Raw genomic sequence first — 18,323 nt, 5'->3', positions numbered from 1 at the left:
GGCCTTGCGCAACCGCCTCGTGAACCGTTCTAGCCCGACATCGTTACCGCGCGGTTAGCAAGCGCTTAAGCAAGTCTAAATTCGGCGTTTTTTCCGGTTAAGGCGCCTGGAAAATTTCCGTCGCCGGGTCGCGGCGGCCATCGCGCAGGCGTGGGCGGGCGATCGCGCCGGTCGGCGCGCGTCGCCTTTGCCCCGATCGTAGCCCTTGGCGCTTCTCAGTCGGTATCGCCGCGCAAGAAATTGATGATGCCGGAAAAATCGTCGCCGCCATGGCCCCGGGCATTGAACAGGGCGTAAAGCTGGGCGGCTTCCGCGCCCATCGGCGTGACGGCGCCGGCGGATGCGGCGGCCTCCTGGGCAAGGCGTAGATCCTTCAGCATCAGCGCCGCGGCGAAGCCGGGCTTGTAGTCCTTGTTGGCCGGCGAGGCCGGCACCGGGCCGGGCACGGGGCAATAGGAGGTGATCGACCAGCATTGTCCCGACGAGGTCGAGGCGACGTCGAACAGGGCCTGGTGCGACAGGCCGAGCTTTTCGGCGAGCACGAAGGCCTCCGACACGCCGATCATCGAAATGCCGAGGATCATGTTGTTGCAAATCTTGGCCGCCTGGCCGGCGCCCGGCCCGCCGCAATGCACGACGCGACCGGCCATCGGCTCCAGGATCGGTTCGGCGCCGGCGAAGGCGGCGTCGGCACCGCCGGCCATGAAGGTCAGGGAGCCGGCGGCCGCGCCCGCCGTGCCGCCCGACACCGGCGCGTCGACCGACAGCATGCCGTGTTCCTCGGCGATCGCGTGCGCCTTGCGGGCGGACTCCACGTCGATGGTGGAGGAATCGATGAACAGCGTGCCGGCGCGCGCGCCGGGCACCACGTCCTGGTAGACCGCGATCACATGTTTGCCGGCCGGCAGCATGGTGACGACCACGTCGGCGTCCTTCACCGCGGCCGCCGCGTTGGCCATGATCGTGACGCCGTTTTCCTTGGCCACCACCAGATTGTCGGTCACGAGGTCGTAGCCGCGGACCTGATGACCGGCCTTGACGAGGTTGGCGGCCATCGGGTTGCCCATATTGCCGAGGCCGATGAAGGCGATGGTGGTCATGTCGGGGTCTCCTTCGGAAATGCGACGTGCGGATAGTCGGTCGATGATGAAACGCGCACAAGGGCGCGCCCGGCAAGCAGGCTATGGGCCTACCCGGTGCGGCTGCCCGGCGGCTATCGGCCGACCAGGTGCCGGGCGATGATGACGCGCATGATCTCGTTGGTGCCTTCGAGGATCTGGTGAACCCGCAGGTCGCGCACCAGCTTCTCGACGCCGTATTCGTGCAGATAGCCGTAGCCGCCATGGATCTGCAGCGCGTCGTTGGCGATCTCGAAGCCGGCATCGGTGACGAAACGCTTGGCCATGGCCGACCATTTCGAGGCGTCGTGGGTCTTGCGGTCGAGCCGCGAGGCGGCGGCGTAAAGCATGAGCCGGGCCGCGCTCAGCTCGGTCTCCATGTCGGCGAGCTTGAACTGCAGCGCCTGGAACTGGTCGAGCGTCTTGCCGAACGCCTTGCGCTCGCCGGCATAGGCAAGCGCCTTATCGTGCGCGGCCTGCGCGCCGCCCAGCGAGCAGGCGGCGATGTTGAGGCGGCCGCCGTCGAGCCCGGCCATGGCGATCTTGAAGCCGGCGCCTTCGTCGGAGAGCAGGTTTTCGGCAGGCACCTTGCAGTCCTCGAACACGACCTGGCGCGTCTCCTGCATATGCCAGCCCATCTTGCGCTCGTCATTGCCGAAGGAAAGGCCCGGCGTGTCCTTTTCGACCACGAAGGTCGACACGCCTTTCGGCCCGTCCTCGCCGGTGCGTGCCATCACCACGTAAAGATCGTTGCCGCCGGCGCCGGAGATGAACTGCTTGGTGCCGTTCAGCACATAGTCGCTGCCATTGCCGCCGGCGCGCGCGGCCCGGGTCTTGAGCGCGGCCGCGTCGGAGCCCGAGCCCGGCTCGGTCAGGCAATAGCTCGCCAGCAATTCCATCGAGCACAGGCGCGGCAGGAATTTTTGCCGCTGCGCGTCGTTGCCGAACATGTCGATCATCCACGCGGCCATGTTGTGGATGGAGATGAAGGAAGAAAAGCCGGGACAGGCGTACGCCAGCGCCTCGAAAATCAGCACCGCGTCGAGGCGGCCGAGCGCGGAGCCGCCGACATCGTCGCTGACATAGATGCCGCCGAAGCCGAGCGGGCCGGTCTCGCGGATCACGTCGGCGGGAAAATGCGCGTCGCGGTCCCAGTCGAGCGCGTGCGGGGCGACCTTGTCGGCGGCGAAGCTTTGCGCCATCTCCTGGATCGCGCGCTGATCCTCGTTGAGTTCGAACTGGCCTGCGGCGGCCTCCACGATGGCGTCCATCTTGTCCTCCCGGAAACGGTGTTCACCCGTCCTGAGAGGCCAATCTAGACCAATGAGGAGCCCGCGCAACTCGACGGTCGACAATCCGATGTGCGAATTCGCGCATCCGGGGTGCGGATTCTGGCCAAGCCGGCAACAGCGCGGTCAACGCAGCGACCGGCGGCCGGATGTCGACCGGGCTATGGGCTTTAGGCGCGGGCGTACCAGGCGAGAATGGCCGGCATGTTGTGCTCGAAACCGCCCGGCAGGAACAGGTTGAACAGCCCCGCGCGTCGATCGCCGCGGTTTTCGAAATCATGCGTGATGCCGGCCGGGACAAGGACGAAAGCGCCCTTGTCGGCCTCGATCCAGTTGTCGCCGACCCGGATCGAGGCGGTTCCTTCGACGACGTAGAAAATTTCGTCATTGTCGGCATGGCTGTGCGGGCCGGGTCCCGCGCTTCGCGGGGCGAGCCACCATTCCGAAGCGCAGAAGCGGCCGCCGCTCTCCACGCCGTCGGCCTTGAAGACGGCGTGCATTGTCGGCATGTCGTAGCTGCGGCCCTCGCCAGGGCCAAGTACGATCGCGCCGGCCGGCAGGGCAGTGGTGTCCTCCATCGCCTCACTCCGCCGGTTGGTGCGCTTTCGGCCAGTAGGTGCCGAAAGACCAGATATTGCCTTCCGGATCGCGGCAGATGACTTCACGGCTGCCATAATCGCGCTCGACCGGCCCCTCGACGATCTCGGCGCCGGCCTTGGCCGCACGCGCCGACAAGGCGTCGACGTCGTCGACGGCGATATAGAGCGATCTGCCGCCGGCGCCGTCCGGCGCGCCGACCAGATCGCCATAAGCATTGTCGCGCATGTCGCCGCACATGATCATCGCCGAGCCGAAGGAAAGCTGGGCGTGGGCGACCGTGTCGCCGTCCATATATTTGGCGTGTAGGGTGAAGCCGAACGCCTCGCACAGCCAATCGATCATTCTGGCGGCGTTGCGAAAGCGCATGGCGGGAAAGATGCGCGGGGCCTCGATGGCGGTAGGGGTTTGCATGGCCGTCTCCTGGCGTTGCGATGGACGCATTGATCGCAAATGCCGGCCGGCCGGTCTTGAACAAATGTTACCGCCGGCTCCTTATGGAACCGGCGGCGCACTCAAACGAGTGGGACCGCGATCAGCGGCGCACCACCACGCGCATGTTCTTCAACCCCTCGCGCTGGGTCAGCCGGAACAGGATCGCGGCGTTGGAGGGATGCAGCCGGATGCAGCCCGCCGAGGCCGGACGGCCAAGGCGTTTCACCGCATTGGTGCCGTGAATGGCGTAGTTGCCGTTGTAAAAGATCGAATAGGGCATCGGCGCATTGTTGTAACGGCTCGAACGATGGTGCCGCGACAGCCATTTTGCGCGCCACGTGCCGACCGGCGTCACCTTGCCGCGCCGCGCGGTCGAGACCTTCCAGCGATATTTCACCACGCCGCGATGCACGACGGTCATCGTCTGGGACGACAGGTCCACCCGCGCCTCCAGCCGAACCGCATGTGCGTCCGCCGGTGTGGCAAGCACGAGGAAACCGAGAAAACCCAAGGAAAGAAGATAGCGCAACATGAACTTCACCCCGCCCATACTGGAACAATTTCAACAGCCTATAACGAGCTGGCGTTTCCTTCCCGTTATCGGCGCTTCAATTTTTTGTTAGACCTCGCCGCCGGCCTGTCCACAGCTTGTCCACAGGGTTGCCGTAACGTCAAGGTGCCGAGCCTATCCTGGGGTCTCAGGCCGGCGGCCTCTGTAAAACTGTTCACTTACCGTTCACGAAGGTCGCCTTACGCTGGGTGATAGGGCAAAGTGGCTTGGGGTTGAGCGCATGAAGAAGCTGGTAGTCACTGTCTTTTCGGCCGTGGCGGTCGTGCTGGCGGCGAGCGGAAGCGGCTGGGCCGCCAGCCTGGTGGCGACGGTCGACGTCTCGGCGCAGACCATGACGATCAAGAAGCATGGCCGTGTGATCCATCGCTGGAAGGTGTCGACGGCGCGCAGCGGCTATATCACGCCGCGCGGCCAGTATCGGCCGATCCGCATGCACAGAATGTGGTATTCGCGCAAATACGACATGTCGCCGATGCCCTATTCGATCTTCTTTCACGGCGGGTATGCCATTCACGGCACCAACGCCGTGAAACGTCTCGGCCAGCCGGCCTCGCATGGCTGCGTGCGCCTGCGTACCGACAATGCGGCCGAGCTTTATGCGCTGGTCAAGCAGGTCGGGCCCGGCAATACGCGTATCCACGTGGTCAACTGACGATCCATCCTCCCGGATCGCGTGCCGCATCGCCTTCGGGCGATGCGGCGCTTTTGCCTGGAATTGCGCCGGCGCGCGGCGGATCGTCGGATTTGTCGTGAAAAGTGGCGGTGTCGTCCATTCCCTTGCGGTTGAGTCTTGTATAAGACTTTCGCGAAAGGGAGTGCTCATGAGTCCGCAACCACGCCTTGCGCTGTCCAATCCCGTCGGCGACGAAACGCGCAAGACCACTTGCTATATGTGCGCCTGCCGATGCGGCATTGACGTCCATCTCAAGGATGGCAGGATCCGCTATATCGAAGGCAATCGCGCCCATCCGGTCAATCGCGGCGTGCTGTGCGCCAAGGGATCGGCCGGCATCATGCAGCATTACGCGCCGGCGCGGCTGGAGGGGCCGCTCTTGAGGAGCGGGCCGCGCGGCTCGGGCCGGTTCCGGCGCATCTCCTGGGAGGAGGCGCTCGGGCTCGCCACCGAGTGGATGGGGTCGGTGCGCCGCACGGATCCGAAAAAACTCGCCTTCTTCACCGGCCGTGACCAGAGCCAGGCCCTGACCAGTTTCTGGGCGCAGCAGTTCGGCACGCCCAACTATGCCGCCCATGGCGGGTTCTGCTCGGTCAACATGGCCGCGGCAGGCATCATGACCATCGGCGGCGCGTTCTGGGAATTCGGTGCGCCCGACTGGGACCGTACCAAGCTTTTCGTGCTGTTCGGGGTGGCGGAGGACCACGATTCCAACCCGCTCAAGCTCGGCATTTCCAAGCTGAAGAGCCGCGGCGCGCGGTTCGTGTCGGTCAACCCGGTGCGCACCGGCTATTCGGCCGTCGCCGACAACTGGATCGGCATCCGCCCCGGCACGGACGGGCTGTTGATCCTGGCCCTGGTCCACGAATTGTTGCGCACGCGCCGGATCGATGTCGACTATCTGGTGCGCTACACCAATGCGCCCTGGCTGGTGATCGATGCGCCGGGCACCGCCGAGCACGGGCTTTTCGCGCGCGATCGCGAGGGCCGGGCGCTGATCTGGGAGACCGTCACCGAGCAGGCCGTCCATCACGATCTCAAGGGTGCGCGCCCGGCGCTTTCGGGGCGCTATCAGCTTGGCGACGGCCGGTTCGCGCGGCCGTCCTTCGAGCTTCTGGCCGAAAAATATCTCGACGCGCGTTATGCACCCGAGGCGGTGGCGGCCGAGACCGGGATTGCGGCCGAGACGATATGCGGGCTTGCCGCCGAGATCGCGCGGGTCGCCTTCGAGGAGGAGATTTTCGTCGACCAGCCGTGGACGGACATGCATGGCGCGCGCCATGACGGTTTCGTCGGCCGGCCGGTTTCCTTTCATGCCATGCGCGGAATTTCTGCCCATTCGAACGGGTTTCAGACCGCGCGCGCGCTGCATCTCTTGCAGGTGCTGATCGGGGCGATCGACTGTCCGGGCGGGTTCCGATACGAGCCGCCATATCCCAAACCGGTCGAGGCGCATCCGCGCCCGCACGGGCGGGCCGAGCATTTCGGCTCGGAACAGCCCCTTGCCGGGCCGCATCTCGGCTTTCCGCGCGGGCCCGAGGACCTTCTGATCGACGAAGACGGGCGCCCGGCGCGCATCGACAAGGCATTTTCCTGGGATGCGCCGATCTCGGCGCACGGTCTGATGCATATGGTGATCGCCAATGCCCATGCCGGCGATCCCTATCCGATCGACACGCTGTTTCTCTACATGGCCAACATGGCCTGGAACTCGTCGATGAACACCGCCGGCGTGATAAAAATGCTGGAGGACAAGGACGGCGAGACGGGCGAATACCGCATTCCGCGCATCATCGTCGCCGATGCCTATGCCTCCGAGATGACGGCCTATGCCGATCTGGTCCTGCCCGACACGACCTATCTGGAGCGGCACGACTGCATTTCGATGCTCGACCGGCCGATCTCGGAACCGGACGCGGTTCAGGACGCCATCCGCTGGCCGGTGGTCGAACCCGACCGGGACGTGCGCGGCTTCCAGTCGGTGCTGCTCGATCTGGGCGCGCGGCTGAAACTGCCGGGTTTCGTCGACGCGCGCGGCACGCCGCTTTACCGCGACTATGCCGACTATATCGTGCGCCACGAGCGCCGGCCGGGCATCGGCCCGCTGGCCGGGTTTCGCGGCATGCAGGGCGACCGGGCAGGGCGCGGCGCGATCAATCCGGAACAGCTCGAGCGTTATATCGAAAACGGCTCGTTCTTCACTCATCCGATCCCGGCCGAAGCGCTTTATTTCAAGCACGCCAACCGCGCCTATCAGGATTTTGCCGTCAAAATGGGGTTTTTCGACCAGCCGCAGCCGGTAATCTTTCAACTTTACCAGGAAAACCTGCAAAAATTCCGGCTTTCGGCGCAGGGCGTGCGCGAACCGGTCGCGCCTGAAAGCCACCGTGCCCGCATCCTGGACAGTTTCGACCCGCTGCCGGACTGGTACCGGCCGCTGGAGGAGGCGGCGATCGACCGCGAGCGCTACCCGCTGCACGCCATCACCCAGCGCCCGGCGGCGATGTATCATTCCTGGGGCTCGATGAATGCCTGGCTGCGGCAGATCCATACCGCGAACCCGCTCTACGTGCCGGGCTCCGTGTGCGACGCGGCCGGACTGGCCGATGGCGACTGGGCCTGGGTGATCTCGCCGCACGGGCGCATCAAGGTCGAGGTGGCGCGCATGGAGGCCGTCAACGGCGCGACGGTGTGGACCTGGAACGCGATCGGCAAACGCAAGGGCGCCTGGGGGCTGGACGAGAACGCGCCCGAAGCGACCAAGGGGTTCTTGCTCAACCATCTGATCCACGAATTGCTGCCGCCGAAAGGCGACGGGCTGCGATGGTCGAATTCCGATCCGGTCACCGGCCAGGCCGCCTGGTACGATCTGCGCGTCAGGATCGAGAAGGCGGAGCCGGGCGCGCATTCCGAGCCGCAGTTCCGTCCCGTCGAACGGCTGGGCGAGGCACCGGACGAATTGCGATACGGTCAGGAGTGGAGCTCATGACGGCGCTGCCTTCACAGCCTTCCGCCACCAAACTCGGTCTGGTGATCGACCTCGACATCTGCGTCGGCTGTCATGCCTGCGTGGTCAATTGCAAGGAGTGGAACACCGGCGGCCACGGCGCGGCTCTGTCTGACCAGGACCCTTACGGCGAACATGTCTCGGGCGCCTGGCTCAACCGCATCCACACCTTCGAGATCGTGCCGGACGGCGGCGAGCTGGTCGGCGAGGCGGGCGAGGCGCGCATCGTGCATTTCCCGAAATCCTGCCTGCATTGCGAGGAGGCGCCATGCGTGACGGTCTGTCCGACGGGCGCGTCCTACAAGCGGGCCGAGGACGGTATCGTGCTGGTCGAGGAGGACAAGTGCATCGGCTGCGGGCTGTGCGCCTGGGCCTGCCCCTATGGGGCGCGCGAAATGGACCTGGCCGCCGGGGTGATGAAGAAATGCACGCTGTGCATCGACCGCATCTACAATCAGAGCTTTGAAGAGGAGGACCGCGTGCCGGCCTGCGTGCGCACATGCCCGGCCAATGCGCGCCATTTCGGCGATCTCGGCGATCCCGGTTCGCAGGTCTCCAAAATGGTCGCCGCGCGCGGCGGCATCGATCTGATGCCGGAGCAGGGCACCGCACCGGTCAACAAATATCTGCCGCCGCGACCGCGCACCACGCTCGCCGCCCATGCGCCGGCCGGACCGGCTGCCGGCGAGGACACCGGCGGGGCGACCGGCTTTCTTGCCTGGATCGACACCATGCTGGAGAAGATCTGAATGCATCCCGCCCTGTCGATCATCGTCTTCACCACCAGTTCGGGGCTGGGCTACGGGCTCGCCTTTTTTCTCGGCTTCGGTGTGCTCGATCCCGCCGCGCCGGCGACCAAGGCCGCCTATGTCGTGGCCCTCGGCCTGATCTCGGCGGGGCTATTGGCCTCGACGCTGCATCTGGGCAACCCGCAGCGGGCCTGGCGCGCCCTGTCGCAATGGCGCTCGAGCTGGCTGTCGCGCGAGGGCGTGCTGGCGATCGCGACCTTCGTTCCGTTATGCCTGTCGGCCTGGGCCACGCTCTTCGAGAGCCGCCATTCCTGGCCCGCCGGTCTGGCCGGTTCGCTCGGCTGCGCGGCGACGGTCTATTGCACGGCGATGATCTATGCCTCCTTGCGGACCGTCGAAGCCTGGCACTCGCCGCTCACGCCGGCCGCCTTCCTGGCCTTTGCCGCTGCCGGCGGCGCGGTGCTGGCGACGTTTTTCGCCGCGCTCGGCGCTGGCGATACCGGGCCGCTCGCCGCACTCGCGCTGGGTCTGCTCGTCGTCGCCTGGGCTACGAAACTCGTCTGGCGCCGGCGCCTGGGCGCGCTGACATCGGCCTCGACGCCGGAGACCGCGACCGGGCTCGGCGCGCTCGGTCGGGTGCGTCTGCTCGAGCGGCCGCACGGCACGGAAAACTATCTGACCCGCGAGATGGGGTTTCGCATCGCCCGCAAACATGCCCGCAAACTGGTCGCCATCGCCTTCGGTCTCGGCGGCGGGGTGCCGATCGTGCTGCTCGCGGCCTCGGCCCTTTTCGCGGCCGAGGGCGGCCTCGGCTGGCCGGTTTTCACCTTTCTGGCGCTTTTGGCCTATGCCGGCGGGCTGCTGGTGGAGCGCTGGCTGTTTTTCGCCGAGGCGCGGCACAGCGTGATGAACTATTACGGCGGCTGAGCGCGCCCGGGCACGATCTTCTAAAGAAACTGGCGGATCTTCTTGCCGGCCTTGATCATGCGCAGCGGATTGATGGCGCTGCCCTTGCGCCTGACCTCGTAGTGCAGGTGGGGGCCGGTCGAGCGGCCGGAACTGCCGACCTTGCCAACGACGGCGCCGCTTTCGATCTTTTCGCCCTTGCGCACAAGCAGCTTGCTCATATGCGCGTAGCGTGTGGTCAGGCCGTCGCCGTGATCGATCTCCACCATGCGCCCATATCCGCCGTTCCAGCCCGCCTTCACGACCACGCCGGCGCCGGCGGCGCGCACCGGATGGCCGGTGCGGGCGCGGAAATCCATGCCGCTGTGATGGGCCGGCCTGCCCAGGAGCGGATCCTTGCGCACGCCGAAGCCGCTGGTGACGGGCTGGCCCGGAACCGGGTTGGCGATCGGGAACCGCTTGGCCGCGGCCTTGATGGCGTCGAGCGTGTTGAGCGCCTCGTCGAGCTCGATCACTTCGGCCTCGAACGCGGCCGGGGCCTCGAGCGCGACCAACGGACCGCCGACATCCTTTTCGCCGTAGCTGGCGTCGAGCGAAAGCCCTGCGGATTTGAGCGCCTCGGAAATCGATTCGGCCGTCTGGTAGGCGTTTTCGGTCAGGTCGCGCAGGCGGGTGATCTGCTGGGTTTCGATCCGGCGCAGCGACTGGTTGATCTGAACGAAAATTCGGTCCGCTTCGTCGGCCACCGAGCCGGTCGTCACCGGATCGGGTGCGGCGGCGGCGAAGCCGTCGAGCACGGCGGCGGCCGCGGTTTTGGGAGGCGTTGCGGCATAGCCCGTCATCGTCGACAGATCGGCGCGCAGATCGGGTTTTTGCGACGGCAACGGCGCGTTCTTGGGAAGGCGCCCGCCGTTGGCCCGTTCGAGCAGGGGACGCAGCCTTCCGTCGCGGGCTGTAAGCTCGGCCTGGCGCCCGAGAAGCTCGGCAACCTTGTTTTCCATCAATTGCTGATCGAGCAATTGCCGGCTCGTGATCCGGTCGACCTGCGCGCGCAGGGCCGAAATCCGATCTTCATAAGCCTGTTGCAGGCGGGCCTGACGCGCGACCGTGGCGCCGATCAGGTCGTCGCGCAGGACCAGGTAAGAGGTGGCGAGCAGATAGCCGATGGCGAAGGCGGCGACGACCGAGCCGGCGAGCGCGGCCACCCACGGCCGGACGGTAAAATGGCGTATCTGGTCGCCACGGGCGATGATGACGGTATGCGGTTCGGTGCGTTTGCCGAAAACCGGGGGCGTGCGTGCTTCTGCCACTGATACAAAATCCAGACTGCGCTCAAACTCCGCGAACAAGTACACATTATTAGGGTTAACAAACGTTTGCCCGGCCGCCCGCAGGCGGTCGAAATCCGACGATCGGCCTCCGCGCCGCGCCCGAAGTCCGTTCAGGCGTTCGAGGTCGCCGTCAGCGAGCGGTAAAACAGCGGCGTGAGGCCGGCTTCGGCGCGGGCACGGTCGTTGAAGGGGGGCTTGAGGTCGCCGCGAAAATTGGCCCGCACGAGTTCGCGGAAACGCCGGGCGGGGTCGGTGCGCTCGCGCGCGCAGTAGAACCGGAACCATTTGGCGCCGATCGCGACGTGTTTCTTCTCGTCGGTATAGATGATGTCGAGGATGGCGGCCGTCTCGTCGTCGCCGGTCTCCGTCATCTTGTCGATCAGCGACGGGGTGACGTCGAGCCCGCGCGCCTCCAGAATCAGCGGCACCACCGCCAGCCTCGCATAGAGATCGTTGCGGGTCTGGTGGGCGGCTTCCCAAAGACCCCCATGCGCCGGCAGGTCGCCATAGTCCGCGCCCAGGGCGCGCAGCCGCGCGCGCAACAGCGAGAAATGCTTGGCTTCCTCGAAGGCGACCTGCATCCAGCCGTCGAAAAAGCTCGCCGGCGGGCGCTCGGGCGCGAAACGGGCGACGATGTCGAGCGCCAGATCGATGGCGTTGAGCTCGATATGGGCGAGCGCGTGGAGCAGGGCGATGCGCCCGCGCAGGCTGTGCAGCGAACGCCTGGCGACCTTGCGGGGATCGACCAGCGCGGGTCTGTCCGGCCGACCCGGGCGATCGGGAACCGGCGGGTCGCCCGGACGCATGAGGGAGATGGTGCGATCCTTCCAGCGCGCGTACACGACACGCACGATCGCCACCTTGCGGTCGAGATCGGCCGCGGCCACGGCCTCCACGCAGCCGGCGCGCAGACTGTCGGGCCGGTGTTCGGCCGAAGCCGTCGCCATCGCGGCCGGCGCGCTCACAGCGCTTGCGTGGCCTCGAGCACCTCGGCGGCGTGATTGGCGACCTTGACCTTGTTCCAGACCCGCGCGACCCGCCCGTCCTTGTCGATCAGGATCGTCGTGCGTTCCACGCCCATGAACTTGCGCCCATACATGCTCTTTTCGACCCACACGCCATAATCCTGGATCGCGCTCTTGCCCTCGTCGGCGACGAGAACGACCGAAAGTCCGTGCTTTGCCTTGAATTTGTCATGACTTTTTGCGCTATCCGGCGATATCCCGATGACGGTGGCGCCGGCTTTCTCGAATTCGGGCAGAAGCGCGGAAAAGTCCTTTCCTTCCGTTGTGCAGCCGCTCGTGTCGTCCTTCGGGTAGAAATAGACAATGACAGGCTTTCCACGCAGGTCCGAAAGCTTGAGCGAGCCGCCGCCGTCGCGCGGCAAATCGAAGTCGGGTGCCTGCTGACCGATTTCTGGCTGAGCCATGGGCTTGTCCTTTCTTTCTCGGTGACCGGGTTCGCGAAGGCCATATAATGCAATTCATGGATTCGTCCATGCCAACAGGGCGAGCACGGTCGTCGAGGTGAGCAAGGGCACCGAAAAACACCATTGGGTCCGGTTTCGGCGCGAGGATATCCGCGCGCTCGATTCGCTGCCGTCGGCGGCTTCGCACGAAGCGGCGCCGCGCCGGGCACGCCATGTCGTGCCGCGCTGGGTCGTGGCGGGACTGGCCGCGATCTGCCTGCTCGTGGCGGCGGCGCTGGGCGGGTTTTATCTCGCCGGCACGATGGGGCTGGGCTCGGAGCGGTTGCGCAACGAGGCGCAAGCCGCGCTCTCGTCGGCGTTGGGCGTTCCGGTCGCGCTGACATCAGGGCCGGCGCGGTTTTCGCTGAGCGGCGGCCGCTTCATCGCGCTGGAGGTTCCCGAGGTTCGCGTGTCGGCTGCGGCGCAGCAGGCCAGTTTCGCCGATATCGGCGCTTTGCGTCTGGGGCTCGATCTGGGCGCATTGGTCAACGGGCGTCTGGCCATCGACCGGATCGAGCTCGACCGTGCCAGGATTGCGCCGGGTGCCATGCCCGGCGGCGGCGAGGGCGATCTGGTCGGCCAGGTGAGGAATGCGCACGGGCTGATCGATCCCGACCGGGTGCTGGCGCTGGTCTTTTCCTCGGTCGAGCAGGCGCTGGATGTGCTGGGAGCGCGTTCGACGCGCCTGATATCGCTGCGCGATGTGGAGATCGCGCTGGATGACGGCCACGCCGTCGTCGTTCGCAGCGCCGAACTGACCGGGGAGAAGCCGGAAACGGTCGAGATCGAGGGCGAACTGGTCGTGGCGGGCCGGCCGCTCGCGGTTTCGGCGGCGGCCTCGCGGACCGCCGGAGACCGGCCCGGGCTCGATTTCCGGCTGCGGGCCGAGATCGCACCGTTGCCGCGTGCGGAACACACCACGCAGGAGCCGCCGCCGCTGGTGGCGGGAAGCGGCGTCGTGACGTTCAAGGGCACGCGCTCGGCGCTCGGCGGCCCCGATCGTCTGGGGATCGGTCTGCAGAGCGACGATCTGGTGGTCTCGGTTCCCGACAGCGCCCCGGTTGCCGGCACGGTCGACCTCGCGGCGGCCCTGGTCGCGGGAACGGGCAAGGTCGAGTTCGGCCGGATCGACGTGCGTACCGGACGGTCGCGGTTTTTGTTCAACGGCGCGGCCGGGCCGGTGCCGGACCCGAAACCCGGCAGCGAGCCGGCTTATCGTTACGAATTCGTCAGCGACCAGTCGCGCGCGGCCGTGGCCGACGTCTCGGAGCCGAGCCTGACATTCCTTGCCCGGCTCGCCGGGCGCTACCGTCCCAAGACCGGCCTGCTGACGGCGTCCGAGATCGGGGTGCGTACCGGGCGTGGAGAGCTGTTCGCGCGCGCCTCGATGCGGCTTTTCGCCGACAAGGCGCCGTCGATCGTGTTTGCCATGGACGTGCCGTCGATGCCGGTCGCCCATGCCAAGCAATTGTGGCCGACCGAAACGGCGCCGGGCGCGCGGGCCTGGGTGATCGCCAACGTGTTCGGTGGGACGATCGTCGACAGCCACGTGCGGCTGAAGGTCGAGGCGGACCGGCTGGGCAACGGCGTCGCGCTGTCGGGCGAGGAGGTGAACGGACATTTCCGCATCGAGGATACGCGCTTCGACATCACCGGCGAACTGCCGCCGGTGCGCGATGCGTTCGGCACGGTCGAGTTTCGCGGCAACGCGGTCGATATCGTGCTCGATTCGGGCACCGTGTTCATGCCGACCGGACGTACCGTTGCGGCCAGCAACGGGACGTTTGCGATCGAAGACGCCGGCGTTCACCCTTTGATCGGCACGATGCAGATCGACGTTGCCGGCAATGCCCCGTCGATCGTTGAGTTCGCCTCCTACAAGCCGATCGACGCCATGCGCCATTTGCGCTTCGAGCCGACGGATTTTTCCGGTGATGTCAGCGGACAGGTCTGGGCGGAAATCCCGCTGCAGGAGGACGTCCCGATCGAAAGTCTCGATTGGAAAGTGTCGCTCGACTATCAGGACTTGGCCCTGGCCGAGCCGCTTGACGGTCAGGTGGTGACCGACGCGCAGGGGTCGATCGTGGTCGATCCGCAAAAGGCCGTCATCGATGCCCAGGCGCGCCTCAACGGGCTGGCCGCGACAATCAGCATGACCGAGCCGCTCGACAGCACCGCGCCGGGGCGCGCCCGCGACATCACGCTCGTCCTCGACGATGCCGGCCGCGACAAGATCGCGCCGGAACTCAACGAGATGCTTTCGGGCCCGGTCAGCCTCGACGTGTCGGTGGAAGAGGGCGGGGCGCAGCGGATCGTTGCCGACCTGACCAAGGCGCGGCTGCGCTTTCCCTGGGTGGGCTGGAGCAAGGGGGCCGGCGTGCCGGCCGAGGCGAGTTTCGTGCTCGAGGCCGACGGCGCCTCGACGCGGCTGTCGGATTTCCACCTTACCGGCAAGAGTTTTGCCGTAGACGGGGAGGTTGTGCTCGAAAACGGCAGCCTGGCGCGGGCCGAGTTCGGCAAGGTCGCGCTCAATCGCGGCGACCAGGTCGCGCTGACCATCGCGCGCAGGGCCGGCCGCTACGACATCGCCATCAACGGCAAGGCCTTCGACGCGCGCTCCGTCATCAAGCTCTACTTGTCCGACACCGAGCAGGCCGAGGAGAGCGTGGAATCGATTCCCGTCTCGCTGAAGGCATCGGTGGAGCGGGTGACGGGGTTTGGCGAGGAGGTGCTGTCGGCGGTGTCGATCAGCCTGGCCGGCACCGGCACCGATGTCGGCATGTTAAGGATGGAGGCGCGTTCGTCGAAAGGCGGCAAGATCGCGATCGTCAACGGCACCGATGCCGGTGGCCGCACCGTCACCATGGAATCGGGCGATGCCGGCGCCGTGCTGCGGTTCCTGAATATCTACGAGTACATGCAGGGCGGGACGATCGACCTGGCGCTGGCCGCGCAGGGCAAGGGGCCGCTCAAGGGCCAGGTCGACGCGCGCGAGTTCTGGATCGTCAACGAACCCAAGCTGCGCTCGCTGGTGGCGACCGCGCCGCCGGAGGGCGACGGCCGCAGCCTCAACGAGGCCGTGCGCCGCGACATCGACGTGTCGAAGGCGCGTTTCGACCGCGGCTACGCGACGGTGGAAAAGGGCGACGGCTACCTGTCGATCGCCCGCGGCATCCTGCGCGGGCCGGTGATCGGCGCCACCTTCCGCGGCGCGCTCTACGACAGCAAGGGCAATATCGGCATCGCCGGCACCTTCATGCCCGCCTACGGCTTCAACCGGCTGTTCGCCGAGATCCCGCTTCTGGGCCAGATCCTCGGCAATGGCCGCGACCGCGGCCTGATCGGCATCACCTTCAAACTGTCGGGCAACGCCAAGTCGCCCCAGCTTCAGGTCAATCCGATCTCGGTGATCGCGCCCGGGATTTTCCGCTCGATCTTCGAATTCCGGTAAGACGGCCCGCCGCGCGGGCGCGTCCGCTTAAAGCGGACGCACGAGCACGTGTTTCTTGCGGCCGAGCGACAATTTGACGACGCCGTCGCGCAGATCGGCCTCGCCGACGACGCGGCGCTCGTCTGAGACGGGCTCGTCGTTGACCTTGACCGCGCCGCCCTTGACGTGACGCCTTGCCTCGCCGTTCGAGCCCGCCAGCCCCGCCTTGACCAGCAGGCTGAGAAGCCCGCTGCCGTCGCCGAGCGCGGCGGCGTCGATCTCGATCGTCGGCAGGGTTGCGGCCAGCGCGCCTTCCTCGAAGGTCTTGCGCGCGGTCTCGGCCGCCGTCTCGGCGGCGTCGCGACCATGCAGCATCGCGGTGACCTCGGTCGCCAGGATCTTCTTGGCCTCGTTGATCTCCGCGCCGCCAAGCGCTTCCAGCCGCGCGACCTCGTCGAGCGGCAGCGTCGTGTAGAGTTTTAGGAAACGGCCGACATCGGCGTCCTCGGTGTTGCGCCAGTACTGCCAGAACTCGTAGGCACCCAGCATGTCGGGATTGAGCCACACCGCGCCGTCGGCGCTCTTGCCCATCTTGGCGCCGGACGCGGTGGTCAAAAGCGGCGAGGTTAGCGCGTAGAGCTGCGGCGTGCCCATGCGGTGGCCGAGATCGATGCCGTTGATGATGTTGCCCCACTGGTCGGAGCCGCCCATCTGCAGGCGGCAGCCGAAGCGCCGGTTCAGTTCCACGTAGTCATAGGCCTGGAGGATCATGTAGTTGAATTCCAGGAACGACAGTGACTGCTCGCGGTCGAGGCGGGTCTTGACCGAATCGAACGCCAGCATGCGGTTGACGGAGAAATGCCGGCCGACATCGCGCAGGAATTCGACATAGTTGATGTCGAGCAGCCAGTCGGCATTGTCGACCATCATGGCGTCGCGCGGGCCCTCGCCGAAGGTCAGGTAGTTGGCGAACACCTTCTTGATGCCGGCGATGTTGTCGGCGATCGTCTCCGGCGTCATCAGCTTGCGCGCCTCGTCCTTGAACGAGGGGTCGCCGATCATGCCGGTGCCGCCGCCCATCAGGGCGATCGGACGGTGGCCGGTCTTCTGCATCCAGTGCAGCATCATGATCTGGATCAGGCCGCCGGCATGCAGGCTGGGCGCCGTCGGATCGAAGCCGATATAGGCCGTCACGGTTTCCGTCGCGAACAGGTCGTCGAGGCCGGTTTCATCGGAGATCTGGTGGATGAAACCGCGCTCGGACAGCGTGCGCAGGAAATCGGATCGGAAGGCGGACATTTTTCTGACTTTCGGTGACGTGGAAAATGCCCGGCGCGCGGCCGTGGCAATCGGGACGATGCGGCTTTAGCATCGCTTGCGGCAGAATCACAAGAAAGTTGGGATCGCACGGGAAAGGCGGCGCGCCATGAAGAAGATTTGCGTGCTCGGCCTGATGAGCGGCACGTCGATGGACGGGATCGACCTGGCGCTGGTCGAGACCGACGGGGCGGCGACGGTGCGCCGGGGCGCCGCGCATTTCGTTGCCTATGAGGCCGGGTTCCGGCGCCGGCTCGAGGCGACGCTGGAAACGGCCCGCTCGATCGAGGCTCGGGACGAGCGGCCGGGCGATCTCGCCGCGCTCGAGCGCGAGATCACGATGCGCCATGCCGTCGCCGTCAGGGCGTTCGTCGACGCCCTGACGAAATCGGGGCCGAAACCGACGCTGATCGGCTTTCACGGCCAGACGGTGCTGCACCGGCCCGAACGGGCGCTGACGGTGCAACTGGGCGACGGCGCCCTGCTGGCGCGCGAAACCGGCCTGCCTGTGGTGTTCGACATGCGCGCCAACGACATGGCGCAGGGCGGCCAGGGCGCGCCGCTGGTGCCGGCCTACCATGCCGCGCTCGCCCGGGCGCTTCCGGCCGAGTTCACCGGCCGGCTGCCGGTGGCGTTCGTCAATATTGGCGGCATCGCCAATATCAGCGTCGTGCCGGAACGCGGCGACCCCATCGCCTTCGACACCGGCCCGGGCAACGCCCTGATCGACCAGTGGGTGGCGGGCGAGGGCGGGGTGCCGTTCGACGCCGACGGCATGATCGCCTCGGAGGGCCGGGTGCGGGCGTCGGTGGTGACGGCCTATCTCGCCAATCCGTGGTTCGCGCGCACGGGCGCGAAGTCGCTCGACCGGGCCGATTTCACGCTCGAACCGGTGCACGGGCTGGAACTCGCCGACGGCGCGCGCACGCTGGCGGCGGTGTCGGCGGCGGCGATCATGAAGGCGGTCGATGTCCTGCCCGAGGCGCCGCGTTTGTGGATCTTGTGCGGCGGCGGCCGCAAAAACCCGCATATCGTGGCCGATCTGCGCGAGGAGGCGCAACGGCGCGGCGCGGGGCGCGTGATCCTGGCCGAGGATGCGGGGCTCGACGGCGACGCGATGGAGGCGGAGGCCTGGGCCTATCTCGCCGCGCGCTCGCGCGCCGGTCTGCCGCTCACCTGGCCGACGACCACGGGTTGCCGCGAACCGGCGACCGGCGGAGTTTTTGCTCGCCCCTGAACGGCTCTATAGCGTTCCAGGCGAAGTGGAAGCCGGTTCGCCGTTCGGAAACGCGTCAAAACAATAAGGTGGAGCCGGTCTGCGAATCCGTGAAAAGCAGAACGGCTTTAGCGCGCGCGTCAGCCCGCGCGGGTATAGGCATGGATCGACCCGTGCAGGACGTCAGGCCGGTTTTCGCGAAAATGCGCCGGCCCA

The 18,323-nt window shown here is 66.6% G+C and carries 16 protein-coding genes; 6 read left to right on the top strand and 10 right to left on the bottom strand.

All coding sequences use genetic code 11. The features are described 5' to 3' along the window. Positions 1-215 precede the first annotated feature (215 nt). The 5 genes from mmsB to EP380_RS12990 all read right to left on the bottom strand — a co-directional run bounded on the left by mmsB (position 216) and on the right by EP380_RS12990 (position 3,971). Positions 216-1,100 (bottom strand): 3-hydroxyisobutyrate dehydrogenase, encoded by an 885-nt coding sequence (mmsB, locus tag EP380_RS13010; protein ID WP_127598927.1) that lies wholly within the window; start codon positions 1,098-1,100, stop codon positions 216-218. A 113-nt stretch (positions 1,101-1,213) separates the two neighbouring features. Then, complete coding sequence (locus EP380_RS13005) at positions 1,214-2,389, bottom strand: isobutyryl-CoA dehydrogenase (protein WP_127598926.1); 1,176 nt, start codon at positions 2,387-2,389, stop codon at positions 1,214-1,216. 188 nt (positions 2,390-2,577) lie between these two features. Beyond that, positions 2,578-2,985, bottom strand: coding sequence for a cupin domain-containing protein (locus EP380_RS13000; protein ID WP_106571686.1), 408 nt, complete (start codon positions 2,983-2,985; stop codon positions 2,578-2,580). A 4-nt stretch (positions 2,986-2,989) separates the two neighbouring features. Beyond that, positions 2,990-3,418 (bottom strand): VOC family protein, encoded by a 429-nt coding sequence (locus tag EP380_RS12995; RefSeq protein ID WP_127598925.1) that lies wholly within the window; start codon positions 3,416-3,418, stop codon positions 2,990-2,992. Positions 3,419-3,539: 121 nt separating this feature from the next. Next, positions 3,540-3,971 carry a L,D-transpeptidase gene (locus EP380_RS12990; protein WP_106571845.1) on the bottom strand — a complete coding sequence of 144 codons (432 nt, stop codon included), beginning with the start codon at positions 3,969-3,971 and terminating at the stop codon, positions 3,540-3,542. Positions 3,972-4,230: 259 nt separating this feature from the next. On the opposite strand from EP380_RS12990, the gene EP380_RS12985 reads away from it, so the two are divergent. Beyond that, positions 4,231-4,662: a L,D-transpeptidase gene (locus EP380_RS12985; protein ID WP_127598924.1), complete on the top strand. Its 432-nt coding sequence runs from the start codon at positions 4,231-4,233 to the stop codon at positions 4,660-4,662. On the opposite strand, the gene EP380_RS23875 is transcribed toward EP380_RS12985, so the two are convergent. Continuing rightward, positions 4,655-4,783, bottom strand: a complete 129-nt coding sequence (locus EP380_RS23875; RefSeq protein WP_275069002.1) for a hypothetical protein — start codon at positions 4,781-4,783, stop codon at positions 4,655-4,657. The genes EP380_RS12985 and EP380_RS23875 overlap by 8 nt on opposite strands. Before the next feature lie 48 nt (positions 4,784-4,831). Between EP380_RS23875 and EP380_RS12980 the strand changes: the two genes are divergently transcribed. Genes EP380_RS12980 through EP380_RS12970 form a run of 3 tightly spaced genes read left to right on the top strand, consistent with a single transcriptional unit; the run spans position 4,832 to position 9,366 of the window. Then, positions 4,832-7,672 (top strand): molybdopterin oxidoreductase family protein, encoded by a 2,841-nt coding sequence (locus EP380_RS12980; RefSeq protein WP_127598923.1) that lies wholly within the window; start codon positions 4,832-4,834, stop codon positions 7,670-7,672. Beyond that, a complete protein-coding gene (locus tag EP380_RS12975) occupies positions 7,669-8,439 on the top strand; it encodes a 4Fe-4S dicluster domain-containing protein (RefSeq protein WP_127598922.1) in 771 nt (256 codons plus the stop codon). The genes EP380_RS12980 and EP380_RS12975 overlap by 4 nt, the downstream gene beginning before the upstream one ends. Beyond that, the gene (locus EP380_RS12970) at positions 8,440-9,366 is read left to right on the top strand and encodes a dimethyl sulfoxide reductase anchor subunit family protein (protein WP_106571691.1); all 927 of its coding nucleotides are present in this window, start codon (positions 8,440-8,442) and stop codon (positions 9,364-9,366) included. Positions 9,367-9,386: 20 nt separating this feature from the next. Here the strand turns inward: EP380_RS12970 and EP380_RS12965 are convergent, their stop codons facing one another. From EP380_RS12965 to EP380_RS12955, 3 genes are all read right to left on the bottom strand, one after another. Further along, positions 9,387-10,655, bottom strand: a complete 1,269-nt coding sequence (locus EP380_RS12965) for a M23 family metallopeptidase (RefSeq protein ID WP_127598921.1) — start codon at positions 10,653-10,655, stop codon at positions 9,387-9,389. A 131-nt stretch (positions 10,656-10,786) separates the two neighbouring features. Beyond that, positions 10,787-11,623 carry a ferritin-like domain-containing protein gene (locus tag EP380_RS12960; RefSeq protein ID WP_127599105.1) on the bottom strand — a complete coding sequence of 279 codons (837 nt, stop codon included), beginning with the start codon at positions 11,621-11,623 and terminating at the stop codon, positions 10,787-10,789. A 14-nt stretch (positions 11,624-11,637) separates the two neighbouring features. Next, positions 11,638-12,105, bottom strand: a complete 468-nt coding sequence (locus EP380_RS12955) for a peroxiredoxin (protein WP_127598920.1) — start codon at positions 12,103-12,105, stop codon at positions 11,638-11,640. Between the two features lie 97 nt (positions 12,106-12,202). Between EP380_RS12955 and EP380_RS12950 the strand changes: the two genes are divergently transcribed. Beyond that, positions 12,203-15,595: a YhdP family protein gene (locus EP380_RS12950; RefSeq protein ID WP_127598919.1), complete on the top strand. Its 3,393-nt coding sequence runs from the start codon at positions 12,203-12,205 to the stop codon at positions 15,593-15,595. Positions 15,596-15,622: 27 nt separating this feature from the next. Here EP380_RS12950 and tyrS read toward each other — a convergent pair whose 3' ends face one another. Further along, positions 15,623-16,873 carry a tyrosine--tRNA ligase gene (gene tyrS / locus EP380_RS12945; RefSeq protein WP_127598918.1) on the bottom strand — a complete coding sequence of 417 codons (1,251 nt, stop codon included), beginning with the start codon at positions 16,871-16,873 and terminating at the stop codon, positions 15,623-15,625. Positions 16,874-17,000: 127 nt separating this feature from the next. Between tyrS and EP380_RS12940 the strand changes: the two genes are divergently transcribed. Further along, positions 17,001-18,128, top strand: a complete 1,128-nt coding sequence (locus tag EP380_RS12940; RefSeq protein WP_127598917.1) for an anhydro-N-acetylmuramic acid kinase — start codon at positions 17,001-17,003, stop codon at positions 18,126-18,128. Positions 18,129-18,323 lie beyond the last annotated feature (195 nt).

Source organism: Nitratireductor alexandrii (assembly GCF_004000215.1).
Lineage (GTDB): Bacteria > Pseudomonadota > Alphaproteobacteria > Rhizobiales > Rhizobiaceae > Mangrovimarina > Mangrovimarina alexandrii.
This window is presented reverse-complemented; position numbering and strand designations above follow the sequence as displayed.